This window comes from Burkholderia cepacia, from assembly GCF_001039005.1.
GTDB lineage: Bacteria > Pseudomonadota > Gammaproteobacteria > Burkholderiales > Burkholderiaceae > Burkholderia > Burkholderia theae.
In genome coordinates this window covers 61,456-86,034 of the sequence record NZ_LDWR01000010.1, presented here as the reverse complement: position 1 = coordinate 86,034, position 24,579 = coordinate 61,456, and the positions used below count along the sequence as shown (strand labels likewise).

Below are 24,579 nucleotides of genomic sequence, written 5' to 3'. Positions count from 1 at the left end.
CGCCGGGCCCTCGTCCGGCGCCACGCGATCACTTCATCGACGCCGCCTCCGATCCGCCGGACGACAGCGCCGCGCTGTCCTGCTCGCGCCACGCGCGGCGCGACGCCATGATCGCCTTCACCGCCGAGCGTGCAACCTTCCACCACGCGAACGGCCGCGGGTCGGCGAGCATGCTGAGCGCGCGCGCATAGTCGAGCGTGAGCCCGGGCGTCCATGCCATCGTCACCGCGCGCTTGCGGATCTGTGCGGCGACCCACAGCTCGGGCGTGAGCAGCAGCCGCACGAACGCGCCCCACCCGGCACCCGCACCCTTCAGCCGCCACACCGCGCCGTCGAGCGCCGCTTCGAGCGCGTTCGACACGGTGCTCGAGCAGTTGCGGTAAGTGAGGTTGTACGTCACGTTCTGCCGGTACGACGACCAGAATGCGTCCAGCTTCGCCGGATCGTAGTTGCGGATGCGCACGCGCACGGTGGACGGGCACCACGCGTTCGACTCGGTCGCGTAGTCGGGCTGGAACAGGCCCGGCACGTCGTTTTCACGGGTTGCGCGCAGGATACGCGTGAATTCGTCCGGAGAACGATCGATCTCGACGCCCGGATACAGGCTGATGTAGATGCCCTCCGGCGACTCCAGCGCCGCATGTCCGGTCGAGATCACGCCGTTGACGTCCACCGCCGCGATGTAGCGGTCGATCACCGGATAGCGCTGCGCTTCGGCCTTCGACGTGCCGGCCGGCGTCCACACGTGCACGGTGAGCGCATGCTCGCCGTCGGCCGGCGGGCCGTCCCATTCCGATTGCGCGAAACGCGGCCGGTCGCGCGCATCGTCGAGGTCGGGTGCAAGCGCCGGCGCGGGCGACGTCGCGAATGCGGGATTGCGCGTCAGCCGCCGCACGCGCGCGGCGAGACTCAGCATGTGCATCCCGCCGAATATCAGCAGCAGTCCGAGGCAGTACGGCACGGTGCCCACGTAGTGCGTCGGGTACGGCTGGAAGAAGAACACGGCCAGCAGGATCTCGACCACACCCCACGCAAACGCGACGTTCCAGCGGCGGTAGCGCACCATCCATGCGGATGTGCACTGCAGCAATCCGTCGACGAGGAACAGCGTGCCGAAGATCATCGACAGCAGGAAGTGGCCGTGGTGATGCCCCGCGAACACGAGCCCCGCGGCCACCACGACCACGATCCCCTTCACGTAGCGCAGGATGCGCTGCCCGCCGACGCCGCTGCCGGCCACCGCGAGCGTCGCGAGCCCCTCGATCAGGAACAGCCATGCAAACAGCTCGATCGGGAAATGCAGCGCGCCGTCGAGCGCGTCGACGAAGATGACGACGCCGGCGACGACCCACAGCCAACCGAGCACGGTCAGCCCGCGCCAGCGGGTGCGCAGATATTCGATGCCCAGCAGCAGCAGGATCAGTCGTACCATCGCGCCCTCGTCTCATTTTTCAGGAAACGCGCGGCCTCGCGTTTCCTGTCGTGTCGATCGCGCGCCGTGCAACGCATCGCTCGAAAGGCGGCAATACGGGCCGGCGCGTCATGCCATCGACATGACCGATGGCGGCCGGCACGTGCCGCTCTCGCCGAATAATAAGATATGGCGGAGCCGGTTGAAAGCCTGAAGAAAACGTTTTCGGCGGGCCTGCAGCGCCTGATACGGTGCAATCGGCAATGCTGCCGTGGCAGATTTCCCGTTCGACAATGCACGGCGGATACGCGAGAATCCGGCTTCCGAGGGCGAAAGCCACTGAACCGAGCCGCACCGGACGGGACAACAAGAAATGAGCACATCGATCACGCGCCGGCGCCTGCTGGCCGCCAGCGTCGCCGCGAGCAGCCTTGCGCTGTCGGGCTGTTTCACGCCGAAGCTGTACAAGGACGACGCATACAGCGAATACGTATCCGGATTCATGATTTCCGAGGACGGCAAGAAACTGGTCGTCCTCGGCATGCGCTACCACTACATCTTTGATCTGCCGGCCCAATTGCGGCCAGTACTGCTGTCTGGCTACCGGAAATCGGTGCACACGACGTTTGCCGGCTTTCATGCGACCGGCGGCAGCGTCACCGGCCACTACCGGATCGTGTTGCCGAAGGACGCGTCGGACGACGATCGACAGGCGGCCGCCGCCGACGGATTCGTCGCCGAACCAGCCGGTCTCGTGCTCGAAGGCGACATCGACGGCAAACGCTACTCGACGGAAGGCTTCGCCACGAAGGACAAGGGAGTCACGCAGCCGTTCAACAAGCAGTACTCGGTATCCATCAAGGAATCGCCATCCGTCGTCGGCATGGGCCTGCGAATTCTCGCCACGCCGATCACCGTTGCCGCCGACGGCGTGCTCGTGCTGGGCGGGATCGTGCTCGTGCCGTTCGCGGCCATCGCGATCCACGCAAACGGCGGCCTCCGGATCATGTAACGGCGCGCGCGGCGCTCCTGCCGTGCCGACGTCGACAGCCCGCGGCACGCGAGCGCACACAACGACCGCAACCGGAGCATCGCCATGACCGCAGCACCGCTTCACGCGCCCTTGCTCGGCCCGCAACTGAAACGCTGGCGCCTGCTGCACCGCGTGAAGCAGAACCACGCAGCCGAGTTGTTCGGCGTCGCGCAATCGACGATCTCGCGCTGGGAGGCCGGCATCCAGCAGATGTCGCCCGACGAGCGCGCGACGGCCGAGCGGCTGCTCGCCGCGCGCCTCGATTCCGCGGGCGACCACGCGCTTGCGCGGCTCATCGCGGGCAGCACGGGCCGCATGCATCTCGTGTGCGACCTCACGCATCGCCTGCTCGCCTCTTCACCCGCGCGCGCGGCCGAGTTCTCGCAGCCGCTGCCGATGCTGCTCGGCACGTCGCTGTGGCGCTACGCGACGCCGGAGATCGTCCACATGGAGGCCGCGCTCGACACGCTCGGCTGGCACGACCACGCGGGGCCGCCAAGCGTCGAGTTCGACACCGGCGCGAATGCGTCGCGCGTCGTGCCGATCCGCGGCAGCCTGTGCCGCTGGACGCGGATGACGCTGTCGGATGGTTCGGCCGCGCGGCTCGTCGAGACGCTCTAGCGCGCCGCGCATATTTCATGCGTGGACGAATTGCGCGCGGCCGGCTTACGCTTGCGTGCTCATCGCAAGGACTCCGATCATGAATCCCAATACGATCCACGCGCGGCTCGCTTTCCTGCGCGAAGCCGAACGCTTGAAGGATGTGCTGCGCAGCGGCCACACGTCGGCCGGACGCGCGGAAAGCACGGCCGAGCACAGCTGGCGGCTGTGCCTGATGGCACTCGTGTTCGCCGACGCGCTGCCCGGCATCGATACGCTGAAGCTGCTGAAGCTGTGCGTCGTCCACGATCTCGGCGAGGCGCTGCACGGCGACATCCCCGCGATCGAGCAAGCCGCGCACCCCGACAAAAGCGCGCAAGAACGCGATGATCTGCTGACGCTGACGGCGCCGCTCGATCGCGTGCTACGCGACGAGATCGTCGCGCTGTGGGACGAATACGAGGCGGCCGCGTCGCCGGAAGCGCGCGCGGCGAAGGCGCTCGACAAGCTGGAAACGATCCTGCAGCACAACCAGGGCAGCAATCCGCCCGATTTCGACTACGCGTTCAATCTCGGCTACGGCCGGCGCTATACCGACGCCGCGCCGCTGTTCAGTGCGATCCGCGACATCGTCGACGCCGATACGCAACGCAGGATCGACGCGGGCAGGCACCCCGCGTAAGCTCGCGGTATCGGGCGCGCGACACCGCGCGTCCTGCTCGCCCGAGGCCCTCCGCATGACGCAGAATATCTACGACGACCCGGCCTTCTTCGAAGGCTACAGCCGCCTGAACCGCTCGATCCACGGCCTCGACGGCGCGCCCGAATGGCCCGCGCTGCGTGCGCTGCTGCCGGACCTGCGCGGCCGCAACGTCCTCGATCTCGGTTGCGGCTACGGGTGGTTCAGCCGCTGGGCAGCCGACCAGGGCGCGGCGAGCGTGCTCGGCGTCGACGTGTCCGAACGCATGCTCGAACGCGCGGCGTCGACCGCATCGCACCCGGCGATCACGTACCGCCGCGCCGACCTCGAAACGCTCGCGCTGCCGGATGCCGCGTTCGATCTCGCGTACAGCTCGCTCGCGTTCCACTACATCGCGCACCTCGACACGCTGCTGCGCACGATCCGTCGCGCGCTCGTGCCGGGCGGACGGCTCGTGTTCTCGATCGAGCATCCGGTCTACACGGCGCCGCGCCGGCCCGGCTTCGTCGTCGATGCGCAGGGCAACCGGTGCTGGCCGCTCGACGGCTACCAGCGCGAAGGCGAACGCGTGACCGACTGGCTCGCGCCGGGCGTCGTCAAGCAGCACCGTACGCTCGGCACGCTCGTGAACCTGCTGATCGGCAGCGGCTTCACGCTCACGCACCTGGACGAATGGGGGCCGACGCCGGAACAGGTCGCAGCGATGCCCGCGCTCGACGAGGAACGCGACCGGCCGATGATGGCGATCGTCGCCGCGCAGCGGTAACGCGGAGCGCGGTACGCGCGCGGGCCTTCGCTCGCTGCCTTCACTGATCGCAACTATGACGCCGCCCGGCCCCTGCTCCGTGGCGGTATTCGCACAATTCAGCACAACTCCCACACGACTTAAGCGCCGTGATGCTCTTGAGTCGGCGCGTCTTCCCGAACCATTGTGATAAAACAAAAAATCAATCTCAAATTAATTTAACAAAATTTGCAATTTGACGCTTAGAAACAATTCATCAATCTCAAAAAAATAATTGATTGAAAAACCACCTAACATTCTTCAAATTAAAAAAATCACACCCGAGGCACCTCCATGAGCCCCAACACATCTCATACAAAAGTACTTCACGTGACATTTTCAGAGGCTGCCTTCGACGCCGCCTCATCTGTAGTTTCAACAAAAAAACAAACTGATTCATGCATTCTCATTAATGGGGACTGGCACTTCGGGCCACTCAAGAACCGCAGCACCCAAACGTTTACATCGTGGTTTATCGAACATTTTGGCTATACGCCCAAAAATCCAATAACTGACAACCCGCCTACTTCCCTCGATGAGCCCAAGGAAATTTACGCGTGGATACACGCATCTTCATCCGATGAGTATGCAAATTTTCTACACTGGGTGAGCACAAGCAGGCCGCGTCAATTCTCCTTGATTCCGCACAACAGCACTCACTTTACGTCGACATCACCGAGCTCCGAGAATCCTATCGAATCCCTCGATCACGCCGTTATAAATGGGGCGAGAGAAATTGACGCGTACATTCAAGAATGGAATACGTTGATCAATGAAAATTCCGATTTCAGGTTAATCAACCCTACTGGAAAACTCCAGTCCTTCGCGTCATCAAGTTTCGACAAATACATCATCGATTCCGTTGCAATCGACTGGGAGCCCTCTCCGTTACCAGTACTGCGCGCAATGGAACACCTCCATGCCGAGCGCCGGCAATTTCCAGGCGACATTTTTCTGTACCAGCGACTTGAGCAGCTAGCCACGAAAGGCATCATAGAAAAACAGACTGACTCAGACATTACACAAACCCAGATACGGCTGGCGCCCCCGTAAATCACACTTCCGCGCAATCGCACGGACCACGATAGTCAACTACCATGCCAGGAAATTCGAAATTACAGGCAGCGTTGCTTCTGGCCACCGTCCTCGCCGTCATGCACAGCGCTTCATTTGCTGATCAAGAAGCGAAATCGAAGCAGGTCCTGCAAGAGAAATTTCCCGATCTAAAAATAGAAGGCGTTCGCAAATCTCCAATCATTGGCCTATACGAAGTAATCGCCAACTCTCGAGTTTTCTACAGTGACCAGATGGGCAGGCGCGTGATACTTGAACTCGCTCGCCAATTCCACCCATTGCACCGATGACAGCGCTCAGCATTCGATCCGACAGTGCCGTTCGCACAATTCAGCACAATTTCCACACGATTTGTCGTGAATTCCTCGCTTACCATGAGCGCCTGATTCGAATCGGCACGCCCGCGCGATGCGTACGCGGCTGCCGTCGCGGGCAACGCGCCCGACATGCGACGCCGACCGGATCGTCCCGGTCGGCCGCACGCATCGCCGGCGCCCGCTTCATCCTCGCTGCGCTCTCATGATCCAGAAGACCCATCGCCGCCGGCGCATCGTGCTGGCTTCCCTCGCCGTCATCGCGATCGCCGTCGGTGTCACGCTGAAGGCCTGCGCGCCCGACAAGCATCCGCAATACCTGTCCGCGCCCGTCACGCGCGGCGATCTCGAGAACGCGGTGCTCGCGACCGGCGCGCTGCAGGCATTCAAGCAGGTCGACGTCGGCGCGCAGGTATCGGGGCAGTTGAAGACGCTGAAGGTGAAGCTCGGCGACAAGGTCGCGAAGGGCCAGTGGCTCGCCGAAATCGACCCGGTGATCTCGGAAAACGCGCTGCGCCAGGCGCGCGCCAGCGAAGAAAGCCTGCGCGCGCAGCAGCAATCGACCGCCGCGCAATTGACACAGGCGGAACTCGCGTTCCGGCGCCAGCAGGCGATGCTGCCCGACGATGCGACGTCGCGCGAATCGTTCGAGGCCGCGCGCGCGACGCTCGACGTGCAGCGCGCGACCCTCGCGTCGCTCGCCGCGCAGATCCGCTCGGCCCGCATCCAGATCGAAACCGCGCAGGCCAACCTCGGCTACACGCGCATCGTCGCGCCGATCGACGGCGAAGTCGTCGCGATCGTCACGCAGGAAGGCCAGACCGTGATCGCGCAGCAGCAGGCGCCGGTGATCCTGAAGCTCGCGGATCTCGACACGATGACCGTGAAGGCGCAGGTGTCGGAAGCCGACGTGATCCGCGTGAGTGCCGGCCAGACCGCGTATTTCACGATCCTCGGCGAACCGGACAAGCGCCACTACGGCAAGCTGCGCGCGATCGAGCCGGCGCCGCAGAACTTCGCCGACGCGCAGAGCGCGCTCGGCGGCGGCGCGGGCGGCGGCTCGAAACCGAACGCCGCCGTGTTCTACAACGCGCTGTTCGAAGTGCCGAATCCCGAGCATCGGCTGCGCATCTCGATGACCGCGCAGATCAGCATCGTGCTCGGCAACGCGCGCAATGCGCTCAGCATCCCGGCCGCCGCACTCGGCGAGAAGCACAAGGACGGCACCTATGCAGTGCGCGTGCTGCGCGCCGACGGCAGCACGGAAACGCGCAAGGTTCGCATCGGCATCAACAACAACGTGCGCGTCGAAGTGCTGGCCGGCCTGAAGGACGGCGAGCGCGTCGTGATCGGCGAAGCTGCCGCGGACGAACACGCGCCGCTGGCGGACGTGGTGTGACGATGAGCCAGCCCCTGCTGAAACTCTCGAGCGTCACGCGGCGCTTTCCGGCCGGCGACAAGGACGTCGTCGTCCTGAACAACGTCAACCTGTCGATCCACGCGGGCGAGATCGTCGCGATCGTCGGCGCGTCCGGTTCCGGCAAGTCGACGCTGATGAACATCCTCGGCTGCCTCGATCATCCGAGCGAAGGCACCTACACGGTCGGCGGACGCGACACGCACATGCTCGACAGCGACGAGCTCGCGCAGCTGCGCCGCGAGCACTTCGGTTTCGTGTTCCAGCGCTATCACCTGCTGCCGCACGTCGACGCGGTCGCGAACCTCGAAATGCCCGCGATCTATGCGGGCACCACGCGCACGCAGCGGCACGAACGCGCACGCGAGCTGCTCGCGCGCCTCGGACTCGCGGATCGCGCGCACCACCGGCCCGGGCAACTGTCCGGCGGCCAGCAGCAGCGCGTGAGCATCGCGCGCGCGCTGATGAACGGCGGCCAGGTGATCCTCGCCGACGAACCGACCGGCGCGCTCGACACGAAAAGCGGCCAGGACGTGATCCGCATCCTGCACGAGCTGAACGCGCTCGGCCATACGATCGTCATCGTCACGCACGACAAGGACGTTGCACGCCACGCGCGGCGCGTCATCGAGATCAGCGACGGCGAGATCGTCGCCGACCGGCCGAATCGCCACTATGCGGAAGCCCTCGCGGAAGCCGGCATCGGTGCGGACGAAGCGACGGTCGGCACGCCGTCCGCAGGCGCAAGCTACGACACACCGCCGCCCGCCGACGCCGAAACCGGCGCGCGCACGCGCCGTTTCGCGGCCGGCACCGGCCGCTTCGCCGAAGCCTGCCGGATGGCGTGGATCGCGCTCGTGTCGCACCGGCTGCGCACGCTGCTGACGATGCTCGGCATCATCATCGGCATCACGTCGGTCGTGTCGATCGTCGCGATCGGCGAAGGCGCGAAGCGTTACATGCTCGACGAGATCGGCAGCATCGGCACGAACACGATCAACATCTATCCGGGCACCGACTGGGGCGACAGCCGCGCCGACACGATCCAGACGCTCGTGCCCGCCGACGTCGCCGCGCTCACCGAGCAGCCGTACGTCGACAGCGCGACGCCCGAAACGTCGCGCACGCTGCTGCTGCGCTACCGCAACATCGACGTCAACGCGCTCGTGAGCGGCGTCGGCGACCGCTTCTTCCAGGCGCGCGGGATGCGTTTCGCGCTGGGCGTCGCGTTCGACGAGGACTCCGTGCGCCGCCAGGCGCAGGTCGCCGTGATCGACCAGAACACGCGCCGCAAGCTGTTCGGCGCGACGCGCAATCCGGTCGGCGAAGTGATCCTGGTCGACAACGTGCCGTGCGTCGTGATCGGTGTCACGGCCGACAAGAAGAGCGCGTTCGGCAGCGTGAAGAGCCTGAACGTGTGGGTGCCGTACACGACCGCGAGCGGGCGCCTGTTCGGCCAGCGCTATCTCGACAGCATCACGGTGCGCGTGCGCGACGGGCAGCCGAGCGCCGCCGCCGAGAAAAGCCTCGAGAAACTGATGACCCAGCGCCACGGCCGCAAGGACTTCTTCACGTACAACATGGACAGCGTGGTCAAGACCGTCGAGAAAACCGGCCAGTCGCTGACGCTGCTGCTGTCGCTGATCGCCGTGATCTCGCTCGTCGTCGGCGGGATCGGCGTGATGAACATCATGCTGGTGTCGGTCACCGAGCGCACGCGCGAAATCGGCATCCGGATGGCGGTCGGCGCGCGCCAGTCCGACATCCTGCAGCAGTTCCTCGTCGAGGCCGTGCTCGTCTGCCTGCTCGGCGGCACGATCGGCATCGCGTTGTCGTTCGGGCTCGGCGCCGTGTTCTCGATGTTCGTCGCGCAATGGAAGATGGTGTTCTCCGCCGGCGCGATCGTGACGGCGTTCGTCTGCTCGACGCTCACCGGTGTGATATTCGGCTTCATGCCCGCGCGCAACGCGTCGCGGCTCGATCCGATCGATGCGCTCGCGCGCGACTGACGGAGCCCTGCCATGACGCATTCCTCACCGCTTCGCCGCCTCGGCGCATTCGCATGCGCCGCCGCGCTGCTGGCCGGCTGCACGGGCGCCCGCCACGCACCGCTGCCCGCCGTCGCGATGCCCGCGAACTGGGCGGCGCCGGTCGCGGCCGATGCACCGGTCACGACGCGCGACTGGTGGCGCAGCTTCGGCGATCCGCAACTCGACCGGCTGATCGACGACGCGCTGCGCGCCAACAACGACCTGTCGATCGCGGCGATCCGCGTGTATCGCGCGCAACTGCAGGCCGGGCTCGTCGATACGAACCTGACGCCCACCGTATCGCTCGGTGCGAACGGCGCCGTGTCGCGCACGCTCGACACGCACCAGATGAGCCGGTCGAGCGGCGTCAACGGTTCGCTGAGCTATGAAATCGACCTGTGGGGCCGGCTGGCCGCGCTGCGCGACGCCGCGCGCTGGGAAGCCGAAGCGACGGCCGCCGATCTCGAGGCCGCGCGGTTGTCGCTGATCGGCACAACGGCGTCGCTGTACTGGCAGATCGGCTATCTGAACCGGCAGATCGCACTCGGCGACGCAAACATCGCGTATGCGGCACGCACGCTCTCGATCGTCCGGTCGCGTCACACGGCCGGCGCCGTGTCGGGGCTCGATCTCGCGCAGGCCGAACAGAGCCTGTCCGCGCAACGCGCCGCGCAGACGCAACTGATCCAGCAGCGCACCGAGAACCGCCACGCGCTCGCGATCCTGTTCGACCGGCCGCCGCAACAGCTCGCCGCCGAACCGGCGGCGCTGCCCGACGCGTCGCCGCCGGAAGTGGCCGCCGGGCTGCCGGCCAGCCTGCTCGGCCGGCGCCCCGACCTGCGTGCGGCGGAATTCCGGCTGCGCGAATCGCTCGCGCAGGTCGACGCGACGCGCACGAGCTTCTACCCGACCTTCACGCTCACCGGCAGCGCCGGCACGACGAGCACGAGCCTCGAGCGCGTGCTCGCGAATCCGGTCGGCACGCTCGGGCTCGGCCTCGCCTTGCCGTTCATCCAGTGGAACACGATGCAGCTGCAGATCAAGGTGTCGAAGTCGCAATACGAGGAAGCGGTGGTCGGGTTCCGTCAGCGGCTCTACACGGCGCTCGCGGAAGTCGAGAATGCGTTGTCTGCGCGCGTGCAGCTCGAACGCGAGGCCGAGCAGCGCGCGCTGTCGCTGGCGCAGGCGCAGCGCGCGGAGCAACTGGCCGCCGCACGGTTCGCGGCCGGCGCGACCGCTGTGCAGCCGTGGCTCGACCAGCAGCAGGTACTGAGGAACGCGCAAAGCGCCGACGAACTGACACGCCTGAACCGGCTCAACAACCAGATGACGCTCTATCGCGCGCTCGGCGGCGGGACGTCCTGACCGGCGGGCAAGCGCGCCGGCCAGGGCACCTCATTCGCACACGGCCGCCCCGCGCCGCGCCGGCGCGAACGCCACCGCACTCGCGGTCGCGAGCACGGCCACGCCCGCCGCGCCGTACACCATCACCCAGCCGAACCCGTGCACGAGCGCCGCGTGCAGCGCCGCGCCGGTCGGGTCGGCCTGCGCGAGCGCCGGCGCGATCTGCTGCAGCCCGTCGGTGCGGCCCGACGCGATCTCTTGCGCGAGCCTGCGCAGCGCCGCGTCGCCGATCGTGCCCGCGACACCGGCCTTCAGGCTCGCGACGATCCCCGCGACCAGCACGAAGCCCATCGCCGCGATATTCAGCGCGAGCGAGATCATCCGCGCGCTCATGTCGATACCCGATGCCATCCCGGCCCGCGAACTCGGCACCGCACCCGTCGTCGTGTTGGTGACGGGTGTATTCGTGAGCCCGAGCCCGATGCCGGCGATCACGCAGCCGGGCAGCATCGTGAGCCAGCTCGCGTGATCGGCCGCGCTGCCGAGCCGCATCAGCGCGAAGCCGGCCGCGATCGTGAACAGCCCGCCCGGAATCACGACGCCCGGCCCGTAGCGCAGCGCGAGCCGTTCGCCGAACGGCGGCGCGACCAGCGTCGGCAGCGTATACGCCAGCAGCGCGAGGCCGGCCGTTACGCTGTCGTAGCCGAGCGCGACCTGGAACCAGATCGGCAGGTAGATCATGAACGGCCAGAAGCTGAAGTTCATCCCCATCGAGCCGAAAATCGCGCCGGTGAATGCGCGGATCCGGAACACCGAGAAGTCGAACATCGGCCGCGCGCTCGCGCGTTCCGCGACGAAGAAGCCCGCGAGCGCCAGCACGGTCGCGCCGAGCACACCGAGGCCGGCCGCGCTCGTCAGCCCGAGCGCTGCGCTCTGCGTGATATAGAACGCCAGGCCGAGCACCGCGAGCGACAGCGTGACGATGCCCGCGACGTCGAGCGTGCCCGCATGCGGATCGCGCGATTCCTGCACCGCGCCGCCGATCAGCACGAGCGCGATCGCCGCGAGCGGCGCATGGACGAGGAACATCCACGGCCAGCTTGCCAGCGCGACGATCGCGCCGCCGACGATCGGCCCGAAGCCGAGCCCGATCCCGAACACGATCCCCCAGATCCCGAACGCGCGGCCGCGCTCGCGGCCCTCGCGGAACTGGTGCGACAGCACGGCAATCTGGCAGATCAGCATCGCGCCGCCGCTGGCGCCCTGCAGCAGCCGGCCCGCGACGAGCACCGGCACGTTCGGCGCGAGCCCGCACAGCAGCGACGTCGCGCCGAACAGCACGGTGCCGATCACGTACACACGCTTGCGGCCGAACCGGTCCGCGAGCGTGCCGGCCGCCATCAGCACCGTCGTGCACGCGATCGTGTACGCGTTCATGATCCACTGCATGCTGTTGAAATCGCCATGCAGCACGTGTTCGAGCGTCGGCAGGATCACCGGCACGCTCGAGATTTCGAGGCCGAACATCAGCGACGTGAGACAGACAGCCGCGAGCGCGACCGCATTCCTGCGGGAGTCGGATAGCGTCATGCGTATTGCGCCGCGGCCCGGCGACAGGCCGCGCGCCTCCAGTGAGAGGGGTTTGTTGCGTGCGGCCGGCAACGCACGCTGAACGGGAATCGGTACTATAGTGAGAATTTCCCTCCCCATTGACGCACGCATTTCTCGGAACTGGGGAATCACAGGACCCAATCAGCGCAGACTTGCGATGACCGACAGACTCGACGGCGTGACGACCTTCGTCCAGGTGGTGGAATCGGGCAGCTTCGCGCTCGCCGCGGGGCGGCTCGACATGACGCGTTCGGCGGTCGGCAAGGCGATCGCGCGGCTCGAGAAGCGGCTCGGCGCGCGGCTGCTGCAGCGCACGACGCGCAGCCAGAGCCTGACCGACGACGGCCAGGCGTACTACGACCGCTGCGTGCGCGCGCTGTCGGAACTGGAAGCGGCGGAAGCCGATCTCGACTGCGGCCGCAACGAGGCGCGCGGCAAGCTGCGGCTGAGCGTGCCGCTCGCGTTCGGGCACCACTGCGTGACGCCCATCGTGCTCGACCTCGCGCGCACCTATCCGCACCTGCGGATCGACGTGTCGATCACCGACCGCTTCGTCGATCTCGTCGAGGAAGGCATCGATCTCGCGGTGCGGATCGGCACGCTCGCGGACAGCACGAGCCTCACGGTGCGCCGGCTCGGCACCCAATACGGCAGCCTCGGCGCGGCGCCGTCGTATCTCGCGCGCTACGGGATGCCGAAGTCGCTCGACGATCTGAAGAACCACCGGACGATCGCGTATTCACGCTCGGGCGTGCCGCAGCCGTGGGACCTGCGCGCGCCGGACGGCTCGACGGTGCGCGTCGACATGCAGCACCAGCTGAGTTTCGACGACGTGCAGGCGATCGCGGCGGCCGGCGCATCGGGGTTCGGGATCGCATGGCTGCCGAGCTGGCTACTCGATCACTACGTGCAGCGCGGCGAGATGGCGGTCGTGCTCGACCGCTGCTTCGTCTGCGAAGGCGACATCCACGCAATCTGGCCGAAGACGCGTTACCTGCCGCGCAAGACGCGCTGCGTGATCGACGCGCTCGCGCAGGCGGTGCCGCCGATGATCGAGCGCCGGGATGACATCAGTGCAATGAAATGAAATCGACGCGCCGAACGGCGCGTCGGTTTATTACGCCCCGCCGAGATCGACGAGCGGATGCGCGAACAACTTCCACGGCGACGTCAGGAAATGCCGCACGCGTTCGGCACGCACCTCGACGAGCGACGCGGGCGCCCAGCGCGGCTTGCGATCCTTGTCGACGAGATGCGCGCGCACGCCCTCGCAGAAATCGCCCTCCTCGATCGCGCGCGCGACGATGCCGAGCTCCATCCGGAACGATTCGGCGAGCGTCATCTGGCGGCCGCGCAGCAGCGCCTCGCGCGTCACGGACAGCATCGTCGGCGAGTGGCCGGACAGCGCATCGAGCGTCGCCTGCAACCATTGACGGTGCTCGCGCGTCAGCTCGTCGCGTGCGAGGTCCTGGGTCAGCGCCGCGACGATCCGCTCGACGGTCGAGCGCTTGTCGAAATGACGGACGATCCACGGCATCTGGCTGTCGAGCGCCGCATGCGGCACGACGTTGCACGGCGGCTCGAACACCTTGCGCAGCGCCGGCAACGCATCGCCGTCCCACTTGACGGACTCGATGCGCGTCTCGAACGTGTCGAGCCACGCGGACGGCACGCACAGATCCGCGAGCTTCGCGCTCAGCGCGTCGGCCCCCGACAGCATCGCGCCGGTCAGCCCCACGTACAGTTCGATCTCGACCGGCATGCGCGACAGGAAATGCGTCGCGCCGACGTCCGGCACGAGACCGATGCGCGTCTCGGGCATCGCGATCTTGCTGCGCTCGGTCGCGACCCGCAGCGTTGCACCTTGCGCGAGCCCCATGCCGCCGCCCATCGTCACGCCGTCCATCAGCGCGACCACCGGCTTCGGGAACGTGTGGATCGCATAGTCGAGCCGGTATTCGTCGACGAAAAACGGCAGCCAGGTCTCGCGCTGCGCGACCATCCGGTACAGCGCGCGCACGTCGCCGCCCGCGCAGAAGCCCTTCTCGCCCGCGCCGCGCAGCACGACTGCGACGATCTGGTCGTCATGACGGCAGCGCTCGAGGAGCGCGGCCAGCTCGCCGATCATCGCGTACGACAGCGCGTTGAGCGCGGCCGGCCGGTTCAGCGTGATCAACGCCACGCGATTCACCACGCGGAACAGCACCTCGGGCGCGGCTTTCGCGAACGCGTCGGGATTCGTGACCGGCGTGCTCATCGTTGCGGCTCTCCGTCGGTATTCCACTGCGGCGCGCGCTTGCCGAGAAACGCGGCCACGCCTTCGCGCGGATCGTTCGTGTCGAACAGGTCGACGAAGCGTTCGCGCTCGACCGCGAGCGCCGCGCCGCGCGGCACGCCGCGGCGCGCGAGGCCGATCAGTTCCTTGCTGTATGCGACCGCATGCGGGCTCTGCCGCGCGACGTTTCGCGCCAGCGCCAGCGCCGCGTCGCGCGCCGCGCCGCTGTCGACCACGTCCTCAACGAGGCCAATCCTGAGCGCCGTCGCCGCGTCGACGCGCGCACCGGTCAGGATGATCTTCTTCGCCCAGCCTTCGCCGACGAGCCAAGGCAGCGTCTGCGTGCCGAGCCCGCACGGCAGAAGGCCGACCGACGGCTCGGGCAACGCCATCTGCGCATGCGTCTCGGCGATCCGCAGGTCGCACGCGAGCGCGCATTCGAGGCCGCCGCCCATCGCATAACCGTTGATCGCCGCGATCGTCACGATGCGTGCATCGTGCAGCGCCTCGAACGCCGCGCCGAAGCGCGACGCCATCGCACGCGCGACCGCGCGATCGCCGTCGGCGAACGTGTTGAGGTCGGCGCCCGCGCTGAAGAACTTCGGGCCGTCGCCGGTGATCACCAGCGCGCGCACGCGCGGGTTCGCATTCAGTTCGGCGACGGTTTCCTGCAGTTGCTGCAGGCCGTCAGCGGTAAAGGCGTTCGCGGGCGGACGCTTGAGCGTCGCGCACGCGATCGCGCCGTCGTCGACGTAGTCCAGTTCGATCATCACGCGTCCTTCTTCGTTGCCGGTTGGTACAGGCGGATCACCGCCGAGAAATCGAGCTGCCCGTCGCCGCGGCTGCTCATCGTCTGGTACAGCTGCTGCGCGAGCGCGCCGAGATAGACGGGCTGGCGCGCCTGCTTCGCGGCGTCGTTCGCGAGGCCGAGATCCTTCAGCATCAGGTCGGTGCCGAAGCCGCCCGAGTAACCGCGCGACGACGGCGCGGTGTCGATCACGCCCGGATACGGGTTGTAGGTGTCCGAGCTCCAGCAGCGGCCCGTCGACGTGTTGACGATGCCGGCCAGCACCTTCGGATCGATGCCGAGCGCGACGCCGAGCGACATCGCCTCCGACACGGCCGCCATCGAGATGCCGAGCACGAGGTTGTTGCAGACCTTCGCGACCTGCCCCATGCCGGTCGCGCCGCAATGGACGATGTTCTTGCCCATGCCCGCGAGCACCGGCTTCACGCGTTCGAAATCGGCATCGCTGCCGCCGACCATGAAGGTCAGCGTGCCGGCCGCCGCGCCGCCGGTGCCGCCCGATACCGGCGCATCGACGAACGCGCCGCCGTGCTCGCGCACCAGCGCGCCGAACGCCTGCGCGCTCGCCGGGTCGATCGTGCTCGAATCGATCACGGTCGCGCCCGCGCCGAGGCCGGCCAGCACGCCGTTCTCGCCGGACAGCACCGAGCGCACGTGCGGCGCGGCCGGCAGCATCGTGATCACGAACGTTGCGCCCGATGCCGCGTCGCGCGGCGACGCCGCTACCTGTGCGCCGGCGTCCTGCAACGCGCGCAATGCGTCCGCGCTGAGGTCGAACGCGTGCACTTCATGGCCCGCTTTCAGCAGGTTCAGCGCCATCGGCGCGCCCATGTGGCCGAGGCCGATAAAACCGATTTTCATGTTCGTGTCCTCCCGGCTCAATGCAGCCGGATCGTCGTGTTCACCGGGCCGGCCGTCGTGTCGTCGTCGAACCAGCGCGCGGTGACCGTCTTCGTCTGCGTGTAGAACTGCACGACCTGCTTGCCGTACGGGCCGAGATCGCCGAGCTTCGAACCGCGCGAACCCGTGAAGCTGAAGAACGGCACGGGCACCGGAATCGGGATGTTGATACCGACCTGGCCGATGTCGATCTCGCTCTGGAACTTGCGCGCGGCCGCGCCGCTCTGCGTGAACAGGCCCACGCCGTTGCCGAACGGGTTCGCGTTGACGAGCGCGATCGCGTCGTCGAGCGTGTCGGCTTCGAGCACGACCAGCACCGGGCCGAAGATTTCATGTGTGTAGACCGACATGCTGGTCTTCACGCCGGAGAAGATCGTCGGGCCGATGAAATTGCCGTGCTCGTAGCCGGGCACCGCCACGCCCCGGCCGTCGAGTTCGAGCTTCGCGCCTTCCTCCACGCCCGCTTCGATCAGCGACAGGATGCGTTCCTTCGCGGTCTTCGACACGACCGGGCCGACGTCGGTGCCGGTTTCCGCGCCCGCATTCACCTTCAGAAGCTTCGCCTTCGCGACGAGATCGGGCAGCCAGTCGCGCGCTTCGCCCACCAGCACCGCGACCGACGTCGCCATACAACGCTGCCCCGCCGCGCCGAAACCGGCGCCGACGAGCGCATTGATCGTCTGCTCGCGGTTCGCATCGGGCAGCACCACCGCATGATTCTTCGCGCCCATCATCGACTGCACGCGCTTGCCGTGCGCGCTGCCGAGGTTGTACACGTGCGTGCCGACCGCGGTCGAGCCAACGAACGAGATCGCCTTCACGAGCGGATGCGTGCAGATCGCGTCGACGACTTCCTTGCCGCCGTGCACGACGTTCAGCACACCTTTGGGTACACCGGCCTCGATCGCGAGCTCGACGAGCTCCATCGTCGACATCGGATCCTGCTCGGACGGCTTCAGCACGAACGTGTTGCCGCACACGATCGCCATCGGGAACATCCACAGCGGGATCATCGCGGGGAAGTTGAACGGCGTGATGCCCGCGCACACGCCGAGCGGCTGGCGCAGCGTGTAGGTGTCGACGCCGCCCGCGACGTTCTCCGCGAATTCGCCGAGCTGCAGCGAGCCGATCGAACACGCGTGCTCGACCACTTCGAGGCCGCGGAAGATGTCGCCTTCGGCATCGGGAATCGTCTTGCCCTGCTCGGCCGTCAGCGTCTTCGCGATGCGCTGCTGGTTCGTGCGCACGAGATCCTGGAACTTCAGCATGATGCGCATGCGCGCGGCGATCGGCGTGTTCTTCCACGCCGCATAGGCGGCGTGCGCGGCCTGCACGGCCGCGTCGACTTCGGCGACGGTCGCGAACGGCACGCGCGCGAGCACCTGCTGCGTCGCCGGGTTGACGATGTCGCGCCACTCGTTCGTGGCGGACTCGACGAAGGCGCCGTCGATCAGCAGCTTGACCGTCGGCACGTCTTGCCCCGTACGGGGCGTCGGATTCGCGTTCATCGATCCCATCTCCTTGCAGAAGGCCGCGATGCGGAATCCCGCGCGGCGGCCGGTTCGGTTCAATTCGGCTGCGGGCAACGGCCGCGGCATGCGGCGCGCGGCCCGCGGTCGGTCATTTCAATTCGGCGGCGAAATCTTCTTCCCAGTATTCGCCGGGCATCCGCGCGGTCGCGTCGTCACCGCGCTCGATCTCGCGGCGACGCAGCTCGACGCGGCGGATCTTCCCCGAGATCGTCTTCGGCAGTTCCGCGAACTGCAGGCGGCGGATGCGCTTGTACGGCGCGAGTTTCTCGCGCGAGAAACGAAAGATCTCCAGCGCGAGCGCCGGGCTTTCCTCGTAGCCCTGCCGCAACGTGATGAAGGTCTTCGGCACCGACAGCCGCACGGGGTCGGGGCTCGGCACGACGGCCGCCTCGGCGATCGCCGGATGCTCGATCAGCACGCTCTCGAGTTCGAACGGGCTCAGCCGGTAGTCGGACGACTTGAACACGTCGTCCGCGCGGCCGATATACACGTAATAACCGTCGTCGCGGCGCATCGCGATGTCCGACGTGCGGTAGTGGCCGTCGCGCATCGCGTAGGCCGTCGCGTCGGGGTTGTTCGCGTAGCCGGTCATCAGCCCGACCGGGCGCGTGACGTCGGCGCCGATCGGCAGCGCGACCTCGCCCTCTTCGACAGGCGCACCGTCCGGGTCGAGCAGCGTGATGCGGTAACCGGGCAGCGGCCGGCCCATCGAGCCCGCGACGACCGGCTGGCCCGGCGAGTTGCCGATCAGGCAGGTCGTCTCGGTCTGGCCGTAGCCGTCGCGGATCGCGATGCCCCACGCCTTCTTCACGCGCTCGATGATCTCGGGATTCAGCGGCTCGCCCGCGCCGACGATCTCGCGCAGCTTCACGTCGAACGACGCGAGCGGCTGCTGGACGAGCATGCGCCACACGGTCGGCGGCGCGCACAGCGTCGTCACCTGGTATTTGACGAGCGCATCGAGCACGACCTTCGGCTCGAAGCGCGCGTAGTTGAAGGCGAACACGCACGCCTGCGCATTCCACGGCGCGAAGAAGCAGCTCCACGCATGCTTCGCCCAGCCCGGCGAGCTGATGTTCCAGTGGATGTCGCCCGGCTGCAGGCCGACCCAGTACATCGTCGACAGATGGCCGACCGGATAGGTGCGGTGCGTATGCTCGACGAGCTTCGGCTTCGACGTCGTGCCCGACGTGAAGTACAGCAGCATCGGATCGCCCGCATGCGTGACGGCGTCCGGCTCGAACGCGGCGCTCGCCGCATAACCGTCGTTCATCGCGAGCCAGCCCGCGCGCGGCGCGCCGGCGACGATCTTCTGCGCGAGGCCGAGGTCGGGTTGTTCGAATTTCGCGGTTTCGTTCTCGTCGACGATCGCGTATTTCGCGCCGCCGATCTGCACGCGGTCGCGCACGTCGTCGGGCGACAGTTGCGTGGTCGCGGGCAGCACGATCGCGCCGAGCTTCATCGCGGCGAGCATCGCGTCCCACAGCTCGACACGGTTCGGCAGCATCAGCAGGATCCGGTCGCCGCGCACGACGCCGATCGAGCGCAACCAGTTCGCGATCCGCGACGAGCGCTCGGACATCTGCGCGAACGAATACGGATCGCCCGTGCCGGTCGCCGCGTCGACGATCCACAGCGCGGGCTGGTCGTTGCCGCGCGCCATCGGGTCGAAGTAGTCGAGCGCCCAGTTGAACGCATCGAGCACCGGCCACTCGAAATCGCGGTAGGCGGTTTCGTAGTCGGTGCGATGGCGCAGCAGAAAGTCGCGTGCGTCCAGGAATGCCTGTACCGTCATCGTGTCGTCTCCAGTCTCCATGCCTCGCGGTCAACCGGCGCACGCGCTGCAGCGCATGCCCGATTCCCTCTTGCGCGGCGCACGGTCACGTCGTTGCGTGCCGCGTTCACCGCCTTGCCCTCGTGCCCTTCGCGATACTGACGCCGGGATAGCCAGCACGGCTCACAGCTGCCGCGCGATCACCATCCGCTGCACTTCGCTGGTGCCTTCGTAAATCTGCGTGATGCGCGCGTCGCGATAGTGACGCTCGACTTCGTAATCGACCAGGTAGCCGTAGCCGCCGTGGATCTGGATCGCGTCGGTGCACACGCGCTCGGCCATCTCGGACGCGAACAGCTTCGCCTGCGACGCTTCCGACAGGCACGGCAGCCCGGCCGTACGCAGCTTCGCCGCGTGATGCACGAGCAGGCGCGCGGCGTTGATCTGCGTGGCCATGTCGGCGAGCTTCTGCTGGATCGCCTGATGCTCGGCGATCGGCTTGCCGAACTGCACGCGCTCGCCCGCATAACGACGCGCCTTGTCGAACGCCGCGCGCGCGATGCCGAGCGCCTGCGCGGCGATGCCGATGCGCCCGCCCTCGAGGTTCGACAGCGCGATCTTCAGCCCTTCGCCGCGATTGCCGAGCAGGTTCTCTTCCGGAATCGCGCAATTCTCGAACGTGATCGGGCACGTATCCGACGCGCGGATGCCCATCTTCTTCTCGGGCTTGCCGACGATGAAGCCCGGCGTGTCGGTCGGCACCAGGAACGCGGAAATGCCGCGCTTGCCGGCCTCCGGGTCGGTCATGGCAAAAACGATCGCGACACCCGCACGCTGGCCGTTGGTCACGAACTGCTTCGCGCCGTTCAGCACCCATTTCCCGTCGCGCAGCTCCGCACGCGTGCGCAGGTTGTTCGCCTCGGAGCCGGCCTGCGGCTCAGTCAGGCAGAACGCGCCGATCACGCGGCCGCACGCCATGTCGGCCAGCCAGCGATCCTTCTGCGCCGGCGTGCCGAAACCGAGGATCGGCCCGCAGCCGACCGAGTTGTGCACGCTCATAAGCGTCGCGCACGCGGCGTCGCCGGCGGCGATCTCCTCCATCGCCAGCGCATACGCGACGTAGTCGGTATACGAGCCGCCCAGCTCCTGCGGCACGATCATCCCGAGCAGGCCGAGCTCGCCGAGCTGCGCGACGACGGCGTCGGGCAGCTGCGCGTCGTGGTCCCACTGCGCGGCGTTCGGCGCCAGCACCTCGGTGGCAAAAGCGCGCGCGGCGTCGCGGATCATCCGCTGGTCTTCGGTGTAAAGCTCGTCCATGGTGCTGCTGTCTCCCGCGGCCGCCGGGCGCGACCGTCCTTGCGTTTCGATGCAACAAGTGTAGGCAAGCGCGCGCGACTGTTCGATGCTCGCGTCGCTCATTTACACTGAGCGTTTTTGCCACACCGGCGGCACGATGAAGCAGGAAGACAAGGGAACCGTCGCGATCAGCCTCGTCGCTTACAGCGTCGCGCTCGCCACCCGGCGCGGCGTCGCGGCCGAGCCGCTGCTCGCGCAGGCCGGCATCGCGCCCGCGCTGCTCGGGCAGCCGCGCGCACGCGTGTCCGCGCAGCAATACGGCGCGCTGTGGAACGCGATCGCGCGCGCGCTCGACGACGAGTTTTTCGGGCAGGATCGCCACCCGATGCGCAGCGGCAGCTTCATCGCGATGAGCCAGGCCGCGCTGTCCGCGCGCGACGGGCTGCACGCGATGGCGCGCGCGGTGAATTTCATGCACTGCGTGCTCGACGACCTGCACGCGGAACTCGACGCGAACCCGCAGCGCGTGCGGCTGCGCTTCGTGCACCGCAACAACGGCGCGACGCCCGCGATGTTCACGTACGCGACCTATTTCATCATCGTCTACGGGCTCACCTGCTGGCTGATCGGGCGGCGCATCCCGCTGCTGCACGCGAGCTTCCGCTGCGACACGCCGCCGGCCGACCACGAATACCCGTCGATGTTCTGCGACGACATGCGCTTCAACGAGCCCGACTCGTATGTCGATTTCGATCCCGAATTCGCGACGCTGCCGGTCGTGCAGAACGCGAAGACGCTGAAGACGTTCCTGCGCAACGCGCCGGCGAGCTTCATCGTCAAGTACCGCAACCCGAACGCGCTCGCGCAGCGGGTGCGCACGGTGCTGCGCGGGATGCCGCCCGCCGCGTGGCCGGGCGCGGGCGGGATGGCCGCGCGGCTGCACGTGGCCGAGGCCACGCTGCGCCGCAAGCTGCACCAGGAAGGCCACGCGTACCAGTCGATCAAGGACACGCTGCGGCGCGATCTCGCGTTCGAGGCGCTGGCCGACCCCGCGCGCACGATCGCCGACGTCGCGGCTGCAACCGGTTTCGCGGAGCCGAGCGCGTTCTACCGCGCGTTTCGCAAATGGAGCGGGCGCAGTCCGGCCGACTATCGCGACGAGGTGCTCGCGCGGGGCGGCGGCGCGGGCTGAAACCGGCCGCAGCAGCCCCGGTTTCGCGCTTTGCGCCGAAACCGCCTAATCTTTAAGCATCGGGCCAACGCCCTTTCCGCGAGCCAGGCGGCGCGCGGCCGCGCGCCGCCCGGACGCCCCGATGCGCTTTCACCGTCCTGAGCCGCCGCTGGCGCTTGCCGCGCCCGGCGGCCGCCCCCGTCACCCGCTGTCCGCGCGGGTCGCACGCGCCGCGCTGTTCGCGGCGCTGCTCGTCGTATGCGCGGCCGTCGCCGCGCCGCCGCCCGCCGCGGCCCAGGCAGTTGCTCGCCCGGTCGTCGTGATTCCGATCAACGGCGCAATCGGGCCGGCCAGCGCCGATTTCATCGTGCGCTCGCTGGAACGCGCGGCACGCGAGCACGCGCCGCTCGCGATCCTGCAGCTCGACACGCCCGGCGGCCTCGACACGTCGATGCGGCAGATCATCAAGGCCATCCTCGGCTCGCCGGTGCCGGTCGCAGCGTTCGTCGCGCCCGGCGGTGCACGGGCCGCCAGCGCCGGCACCTACATCGTCTACGCCAGCCACTTCGCGGCGATGGCGCCCGGCACCAATCTCGGCGCGGCGTCGCCCGTACAGTTCGGCATCGGCGGCGGCGCGCCGGGCGCGAACCCGGCTACGCCGCGACCGCCGACGGGCGGCTCGGGGGCATCGAACCCGTCCGCTACGCCCGCCACGCCGGTCGCGCTGCCGAACGACACGCAGTCGACCGAAATCCGCAAGGCGACCCAGGACGCCGCCGCGTATATCCGCGGCCTCGCGCAGTTGCGCGGGCGCAATGCCGAATGGGCCGAGCGCGCGGTGCGCGAAGCCGTCAGCCTGTCGGCGAACGAGGCGCGCGCGCAGCACGTCGTCGACCTGATCGCGCTGGACCCGGCCGACCTCGCGCGCCAGCTCGACGGCCGCAGCGCGACGACCACCGCCGGCACGCTGCGGCTCGCGACCGCGCATGCGCCGCTCGTCGTGGTCGAACCCGACTGGCGCAGCCGCTTCCTGTCGATCATCACCGATCCGAATGTCGCGCTGATCCTGCTGACGATCGGCATCTACGGGCTGTTCTTCGAATTCGCGAACCCCGGCTTCGTGCTGCCGGGCGTCGTCGGCACGATCTGCCTGCTGGTCGGACTGTTCGCGATGCAGTTGCTGCCGATCAGCTATGCGGGCCTCGGCCTCGTGCTGCTCGGTCTCGGCTGCCTCGTCGCCGAGGCGTTCCTGCCGACCTTCGGCGTGCTCGGTTTCGGCGGGATCGTGTCGTTCACGATCGGCGCGCTGATGCTGATCGACACCGACGTACCCGGCTACGGCATTCCGTGGCCCGTGATCGCGAGCCTTGCGCTCGGCGGCGGGCTGCTCGTCGCGGGCGTGTCGAGCGTCGCGCTGCGCGCGCGGCGGCGCCCGGTCGTGACCGGCGCCGAAGCGATGGTCGGCAGCATCGGCGAAGTGCTCGACGACGGCTTGCTCGCCGACCAGCCGCACGGTGCGGCCGGCCCTGCGCCATCGGCTGCGGGCTGGGCGCGCGTGCATGGCGAGCGCTGGCGCGTCGCGAGCAGCGTGCCGCTCGCCGCGGGCTGCCGCGTGCGCGTCACCGGCCGCCACGGCCTGCTGCTCACCGTCGCACCGCTCTACGACGTGCCCGCGCCAGAACAACAACACCAGGGAGCATCAACATGATGGGCTACACCTTCGGCTTCAGCAGCGTCCTGATCGTCTTCGTCGTGGTGCTCGTCGCGTCGTCGATCCGTATCTTCCGCGAGTACGAGCGCGGCGTCGTGTTCATGCTCGGCCGGTTCTGGAAAGTGAAGGGCCCGGGGCTCGTGCTGATCATCCCGATCGTCCAGCAGGTCGTACGGATCGACCTGCGCACCGTCGTGTTCGACGTGCCGCCGCAGGACGTGATCACGCGCGACAACGTGTCGGTGAAGGTCAATGCGGTCGTGTATTTCCGTGTCGTCGATCCGGAGAAGGCCGTGATCCAGGTCGCGCGCTTCTTCGACGCGACGAGCCAGCTGTCGCAGACGACGCTGCGATCGGTGCTCGGCAAGCACGAGCTCGATGCGCTGCTGGCCGAGCGCGAACAATTGAACGCCGATATCCAGAAGACGCTCGACGCGCAGACCGACGCATGGGGGATCAAGGTGTCGACGGTCGAGATCAAGCACGTCGACCTGAACGAGACGATGGTGCGCGCGATCGCGCGGCAGGCCGAGGCCGAGCGCGAACGGCGTGCGAAGGTGATTCATGCGGAAGGCGAACTGCAGGCGTCCGAGAAGCTGCTGCAAGCCGCGCAAAAACTCGCGCAGGAGCCGCAGGCGATGCAGCTGCGCTACCTGCAGACGCTGACGACGATCGCGGCGGACAAGAATTCGACGATCGTGTTTCCGCTGCCGATCGATCTGCTGGGCGCGTTGCTGGATCGGCTGGGCAAGCCGCGCGAACACTGAGACGCTCGTTCTCAGGCCCGCGCGACG

The 24,579-nt window shown here is 67.7% G+C and carries 21 protein-coding genes; 13 read left to right on the top strand and 8 right to left on the bottom strand.

The genetic code is table 11. The annotated features are described in order from the left end of the window. Positions 1-28: 28 nt before the first annotated feature. Positions 29-1,432 carry an HdeD family acid-resistance protein gene (locus tag VL15_RS05005; RefSeq protein WP_048243593.1) on the bottom strand — a complete coding sequence of 468 codons (1,404 nt, stop codon included), beginning with the start codon at positions 1,430-1,432 and terminating at the stop codon, positions 29-31. A gap of 352 nt (positions 1,433-1,784) precedes the next feature. On the opposite strand from VL15_RS05005, the gene VL15_RS05000 reads away from it, so the two are divergent. The 9 genes from VL15_RS05000 to VL15_RS04965 all read left to right on the top strand — a co-directional run bounded on the left by VL15_RS05000 (position 1,785) and on the right by VL15_RS04965 (position 10,728). Next, entirely contained in the window at positions 1,785-2,423 is a 639-nt protein-coding gene (locus VL15_RS05000; RefSeq protein ID WP_048243592.1) for a hypothetical protein, read from the top strand. A gap of 84 nt (positions 2,424-2,507) precedes the next feature. Further along, a complete protein-coding gene (locus tag VL15_RS04995) occupies positions 2,508-3,065 on the top strand; it encodes a helix-turn-helix domain-containing protein (protein ID WP_048243590.1) in 558 nt (185 codons plus the stop codon). A gap of 79 nt (positions 3,066-3,144) precedes the next feature. After that, positions 3,145-3,726, top strand: coding sequence for an HD domain-containing protein (locus VL15_RS04990; RefSeq protein WP_048243588.1), 582 nt, complete (start codon positions 3,145-3,147; stop codon positions 3,724-3,726). A 55-nt stretch (positions 3,727-3,781) separates the two neighbouring features. Further along, the gene (locus VL15_RS04985) at positions 3,782-4,510 is read left to right on the top strand and encodes a class I SAM-dependent methyltransferase (RefSeq protein ID WP_048243586.1); all 729 of its coding nucleotides are present in this window, start codon (positions 3,782-3,784) and stop codon (positions 4,508-4,510) included. Positions 4,511-4,822: 312 nt separating this feature from the next. Next, positions 4,823-5,581: a DUF3658 domain-containing protein gene (locus tag VL15_RS04980; RefSeq protein WP_048243584.1), complete on the top strand. Its 759-nt coding sequence runs from the start codon at positions 4,823-4,825 to the stop codon at positions 5,579-5,581. A 44-nt stretch (positions 5,582-5,625) separates the two neighbouring features. Further along, positions 5,626-5,892: a disulfide isomerase DsbC N-terminal domain-containing protein gene (locus VL15_RS39610; RefSeq protein WP_080970720.1), complete on the top strand. Its 267-nt coding sequence runs from the start codon at positions 5,626-5,628 to the stop codon at positions 5,890-5,892. A 229-nt stretch (positions 5,893-6,121) separates the two neighbouring features. Beyond that, positions 6,122-7,315 (top strand): efflux RND transporter periplasmic adaptor subunit, encoded by a 1,194-nt coding sequence (locus tag VL15_RS04975; protein WP_048243657.1) that lies wholly within the window; start codon positions 6,122-6,124, stop codon positions 7,313-7,315. Positions 7,316-7,317: 2 nt separating this feature from the next. Beyond that, positions 7,318-9,342, top strand: coding sequence for a MacB family efflux pump subunit (locus tag VL15_RS04970; protein WP_048243582.1), 2,025 nt, complete (start codon positions 7,318-7,320; stop codon positions 9,340-9,342). A 12-nt stretch (positions 9,343-9,354) separates the two neighbouring features. Then, positions 9,355-10,728 carry an efflux transporter outer membrane subunit gene (locus tag VL15_RS04965; RefSeq protein WP_048243580.1) on the top strand — a complete coding sequence of 458 codons (1,374 nt, stop codon included), beginning with the start codon at positions 9,355-9,357 and terminating at the stop codon, positions 10,726-10,728. 30 nt (positions 10,729-10,758) lie between these two features. Here the strand turns inward: VL15_RS04965 and VL15_RS04960 are convergent, their stop codons facing one another. After that, the gene (locus tag VL15_RS04960) at positions 10,759-12,297 is read right to left on the bottom strand and encodes an MFS transporter (RefSeq protein ID WP_048243578.1); all 1,539 of its coding nucleotides are present in this window, start codon (positions 12,295-12,297) and stop codon (positions 10,759-10,761) included. Positions 12,298-12,475: 178 nt separating this feature from the next. On the opposite strand from VL15_RS04960, the gene VL15_RS04955 reads away from it, so the two are divergent. Continuing rightward, complete coding sequence (locus tag VL15_RS04955; RefSeq protein ID WP_048243576.1) at positions 12,476-13,405, top strand: LysR family transcriptional regulator; 930 nt, start codon at positions 12,476-12,478, stop codon at positions 13,403-13,405. 30 nt (positions 13,406-13,435) lie between these two features. Here VL15_RS04955 and VL15_RS04950 read toward each other — a convergent pair whose 3' ends face one another. The 6 genes from VL15_RS04950 to VL15_RS04925 all read right to left on the bottom strand — a co-directional run bounded on the left by VL15_RS04950 (position 13,436) and on the right by VL15_RS04925 (position 20,924). Continuing rightward, positions 13,436-14,575: an enoyl-CoA hydratase/isomerase family protein gene (locus VL15_RS04950; protein WP_048243574.1), complete on the bottom strand. Its 1,140-nt coding sequence runs from the start codon at positions 14,573-14,575 to the stop codon at positions 13,436-13,438. After that, positions 14,572-15,363: an enoyl-CoA hydratase gene (locus VL15_RS04945; protein WP_048243572.1), complete on the bottom strand. Its 792-nt coding sequence runs from the start codon at positions 15,361-15,363 to the stop codon at positions 14,572-14,574. The genes VL15_RS04950 and VL15_RS04945 overlap by 4 nt, the downstream gene beginning before the upstream one ends. Then, on the bottom strand, positions 15,363-16,262 hold the full coding sequence (gene mmsB, locus VL15_RS04940) for a 3-hydroxyisobutyrate dehydrogenase (protein WP_011354325.1): 900 nt from the start codon (positions 16,260-16,262) through the stop codon (positions 15,363-15,365). Before mmsB ends, VL15_RS04945 begins: the two co-directional genes overlap by 1 nt. A 17-nt stretch (positions 16,263-16,279) precedes the next feature. Then, positions 16,280-17,809, bottom strand: a complete 1,530-nt coding sequence (locus VL15_RS04935) for a CoA-acylating methylmalonate-semialdehyde dehydrogenase (protein WP_048243655.1) — start codon at positions 17,807-17,809, stop codon at positions 16,280-16,282. 112 nt (positions 17,810-17,921) lie between these two features. Continuing rightward, positions 17,922-19,628 carry an AMP-binding protein gene (locus VL15_RS04930; RefSeq protein WP_048243570.1) on the bottom strand — a complete coding sequence of 569 codons (1,707 nt, stop codon included), beginning with the start codon at positions 19,626-19,628 and terminating at the stop codon, positions 17,922-17,924. Positions 19,629-19,790: 162 nt separating this feature from the next. Continuing rightward, positions 19,791-20,924: an acyl-CoA dehydrogenase family protein gene (locus tag VL15_RS04925; protein WP_048243653.1), complete on the bottom strand. Its 1,134-nt coding sequence runs from the start codon at positions 20,922-20,924 to the stop codon at positions 19,791-19,793. Between the two features lie 136 nt (positions 20,925-21,060). Here VL15_RS04925 and VL15_RS04920 point away from each other — a divergent pair, with 136 nt between their 5' ends. The 3 genes from VL15_RS04920 (at position 21,061) to VL15_RS04910 (ending at position 24,552) form a co-directional block, all read left to right on the top strand. Continuing rightward, on the top strand, positions 21,061-22,095 hold the full coding sequence (locus VL15_RS04920) for an AraC family transcriptional regulator (protein ID WP_048243651.1): 1,035 nt from the start codon (positions 21,061-21,063) through the stop codon (positions 22,093-22,095). Between the two features lie 121 nt (positions 22,096-22,216). Then, complete coding sequence (locus tag VL15_RS04915) at positions 22,217-23,782, top strand: NfeD family protein (RefSeq protein WP_048243568.1); 1,566 nt, start codon at positions 22,217-22,219, stop codon at positions 23,780-23,782. Further along, positions 23,779-24,552: a slipin family protein gene (locus tag VL15_RS04910; protein ID WP_048243566.1), complete on the top strand. Its 774-nt coding sequence runs from the start codon at positions 23,779-23,781 to the stop codon at positions 24,550-24,552. Before VL15_RS04915 ends, VL15_RS04910 begins: the two co-directional genes overlap by 4 nt. Positions 24,553-24,579 lie beyond the last annotated feature (27 nt).

What these genes read in the sequence shown, in the direction of transcription:
- VL15_RS04920 (WP_048243651.1), top strand. Translation starts at nt 21,061, where the DNA reads ATGAAGCAGGAAGACAAGGGAACCGTCGCGATCAGCCTCGTCGCTTAC.
- VL15_RS04930 (WP_048243570.1), bottom strand. Translation starts at nt 19,628, where the DNA reads ATGACGGTACAGGCATTCCTGGACGCACGCGACTTTCTGCTGCGCCAT.
- VL15_RS04995 (WP_048243590.1), top strand. Translation starts at nt 2,508, where the DNA reads ATGACCGCAGCACCGCTTCACGCGCCCTTGCTCGGCCCGCAACTGAAA.
- VL15_RS04925 (WP_048243653.1), bottom strand. Translation starts at nt 20,924, where the DNA reads ATGGACGAGCTTTACACCGAAGACCAGCGGATGATCCGCGACGCCGCG.
- mmsB (WP_011354325.1), bottom strand. Translation starts at nt 16,262, where the DNA reads ATGAAAATCGGTTTTATCGGCCTCGGCCACATGGGCGCGCCGATGGCG.
- VL15_RS05005 (WP_048243593.1), bottom strand. Translation starts at nt 1,432, where the DNA reads ATGGTACGACTGATCCTGCTGCTGCTGGGCATCGAATATCTGCGCACC.
- VL15_RS04965 (WP_048243580.1), top strand. Translation starts at nt 9,355, where the DNA reads ATGACGCATTCCTCACCGCTTCGCCGCCTCGGCGCATTCGCATGCGCC.
- VL15_RS04975 (WP_048243657.1), top strand. Translation starts at nt 6,122, where the DNA reads ATGATCCAGAAGACCCATCGCCGCCGGCGCATCGTGCTGGCTTCCCTC.
- VL15_RS04910 (WP_048243566.1), top strand. Translation starts at nt 23,779, where the DNA reads ATGATGGGCTACACCTTCGGCTTCAGCAGCGTCCTGATCGTCTTCGTC.
- VL15_RS04985 (WP_048243586.1), top strand. Translation starts at nt 3,782, where the DNA reads ATGACGCAGAATATCTACGACGACCCGGCCTTCTTCGAAGGCTACAGC.
- VL15_RS04980 (WP_048243584.1), top strand. Translation starts at nt 4,823, where the DNA reads ATGAGCCCCAACACATCTCATACAAAAGTACTTCACGTGACATTTTCA.
- VL15_RS04990 (WP_048243588.1), top strand. Translation starts at nt 3,145, where the DNA reads ATGAATCCCAATACGATCCACGCGCGGCTCGCTTTCCTGCGCGAAGCC.
- VL15_RS04945 (WP_048243572.1), bottom strand. Translation starts at nt 15,363, where the DNA reads ATGATCGAACTGGACTACGTCGACGACGGCGCGATCGCGTGCGCGACG.
- VL15_RS04970 (WP_048243582.1), top strand. Translation starts at nt 7,318, where the DNA reads ATGAGCCAGCCCCTGCTGAAACTCTCGAGCGTCACGCGGCGCTTTCCG.
- VL15_RS04960 (WP_048243578.1), bottom strand. Translation starts at nt 12,297, where the DNA reads ATGACGCTATCCGACTCCCGCAGGAATGCGGTCGCGCTCGCGGCTGTC.
- VL15_RS04950 (WP_048243574.1), bottom strand. Translation starts at nt 14,575, where the DNA reads ATGAGCACGCCGGTCACGAATCCCGACGCGTTCGCGAAAGCCGCGCCC.
- VL15_RS04935 (WP_048243655.1), bottom strand. Translation starts at nt 17,809, where the DNA reads ATGAACGCGAATCCGACGCCCCGTACGGGGCAAGACGTGCCGACGGTC.
- VL15_RS04915 (WP_048243568.1), top strand. Translation starts at nt 22,217, where the DNA reads ATGCGCTTTCACCGTCCTGAGCCGCCGCTGGCGCTTGCCGCGCCCGGC.
- VL15_RS05000 (WP_048243592.1), top strand. Translation starts at nt 1,785, where the DNA reads ATGAGCACATCGATCACGCGCCGGCGCCTGCTGGCCGCCAGCGTCGCC.
- VL15_RS04955 (WP_048243576.1), top strand. Translation starts at nt 12,476, where the DNA reads ATGACCGACAGACTCGACGGCGTGACGACCTTCGTCCAGGTGGTGGAA.
- VL15_RS39610 (WP_080970720.1), top strand. Translation starts at nt 5,626, where the DNA reads ATGCCAGGAAATTCGAAATTACAGGCAGCGTTGCTTCTGGCCACCGTC.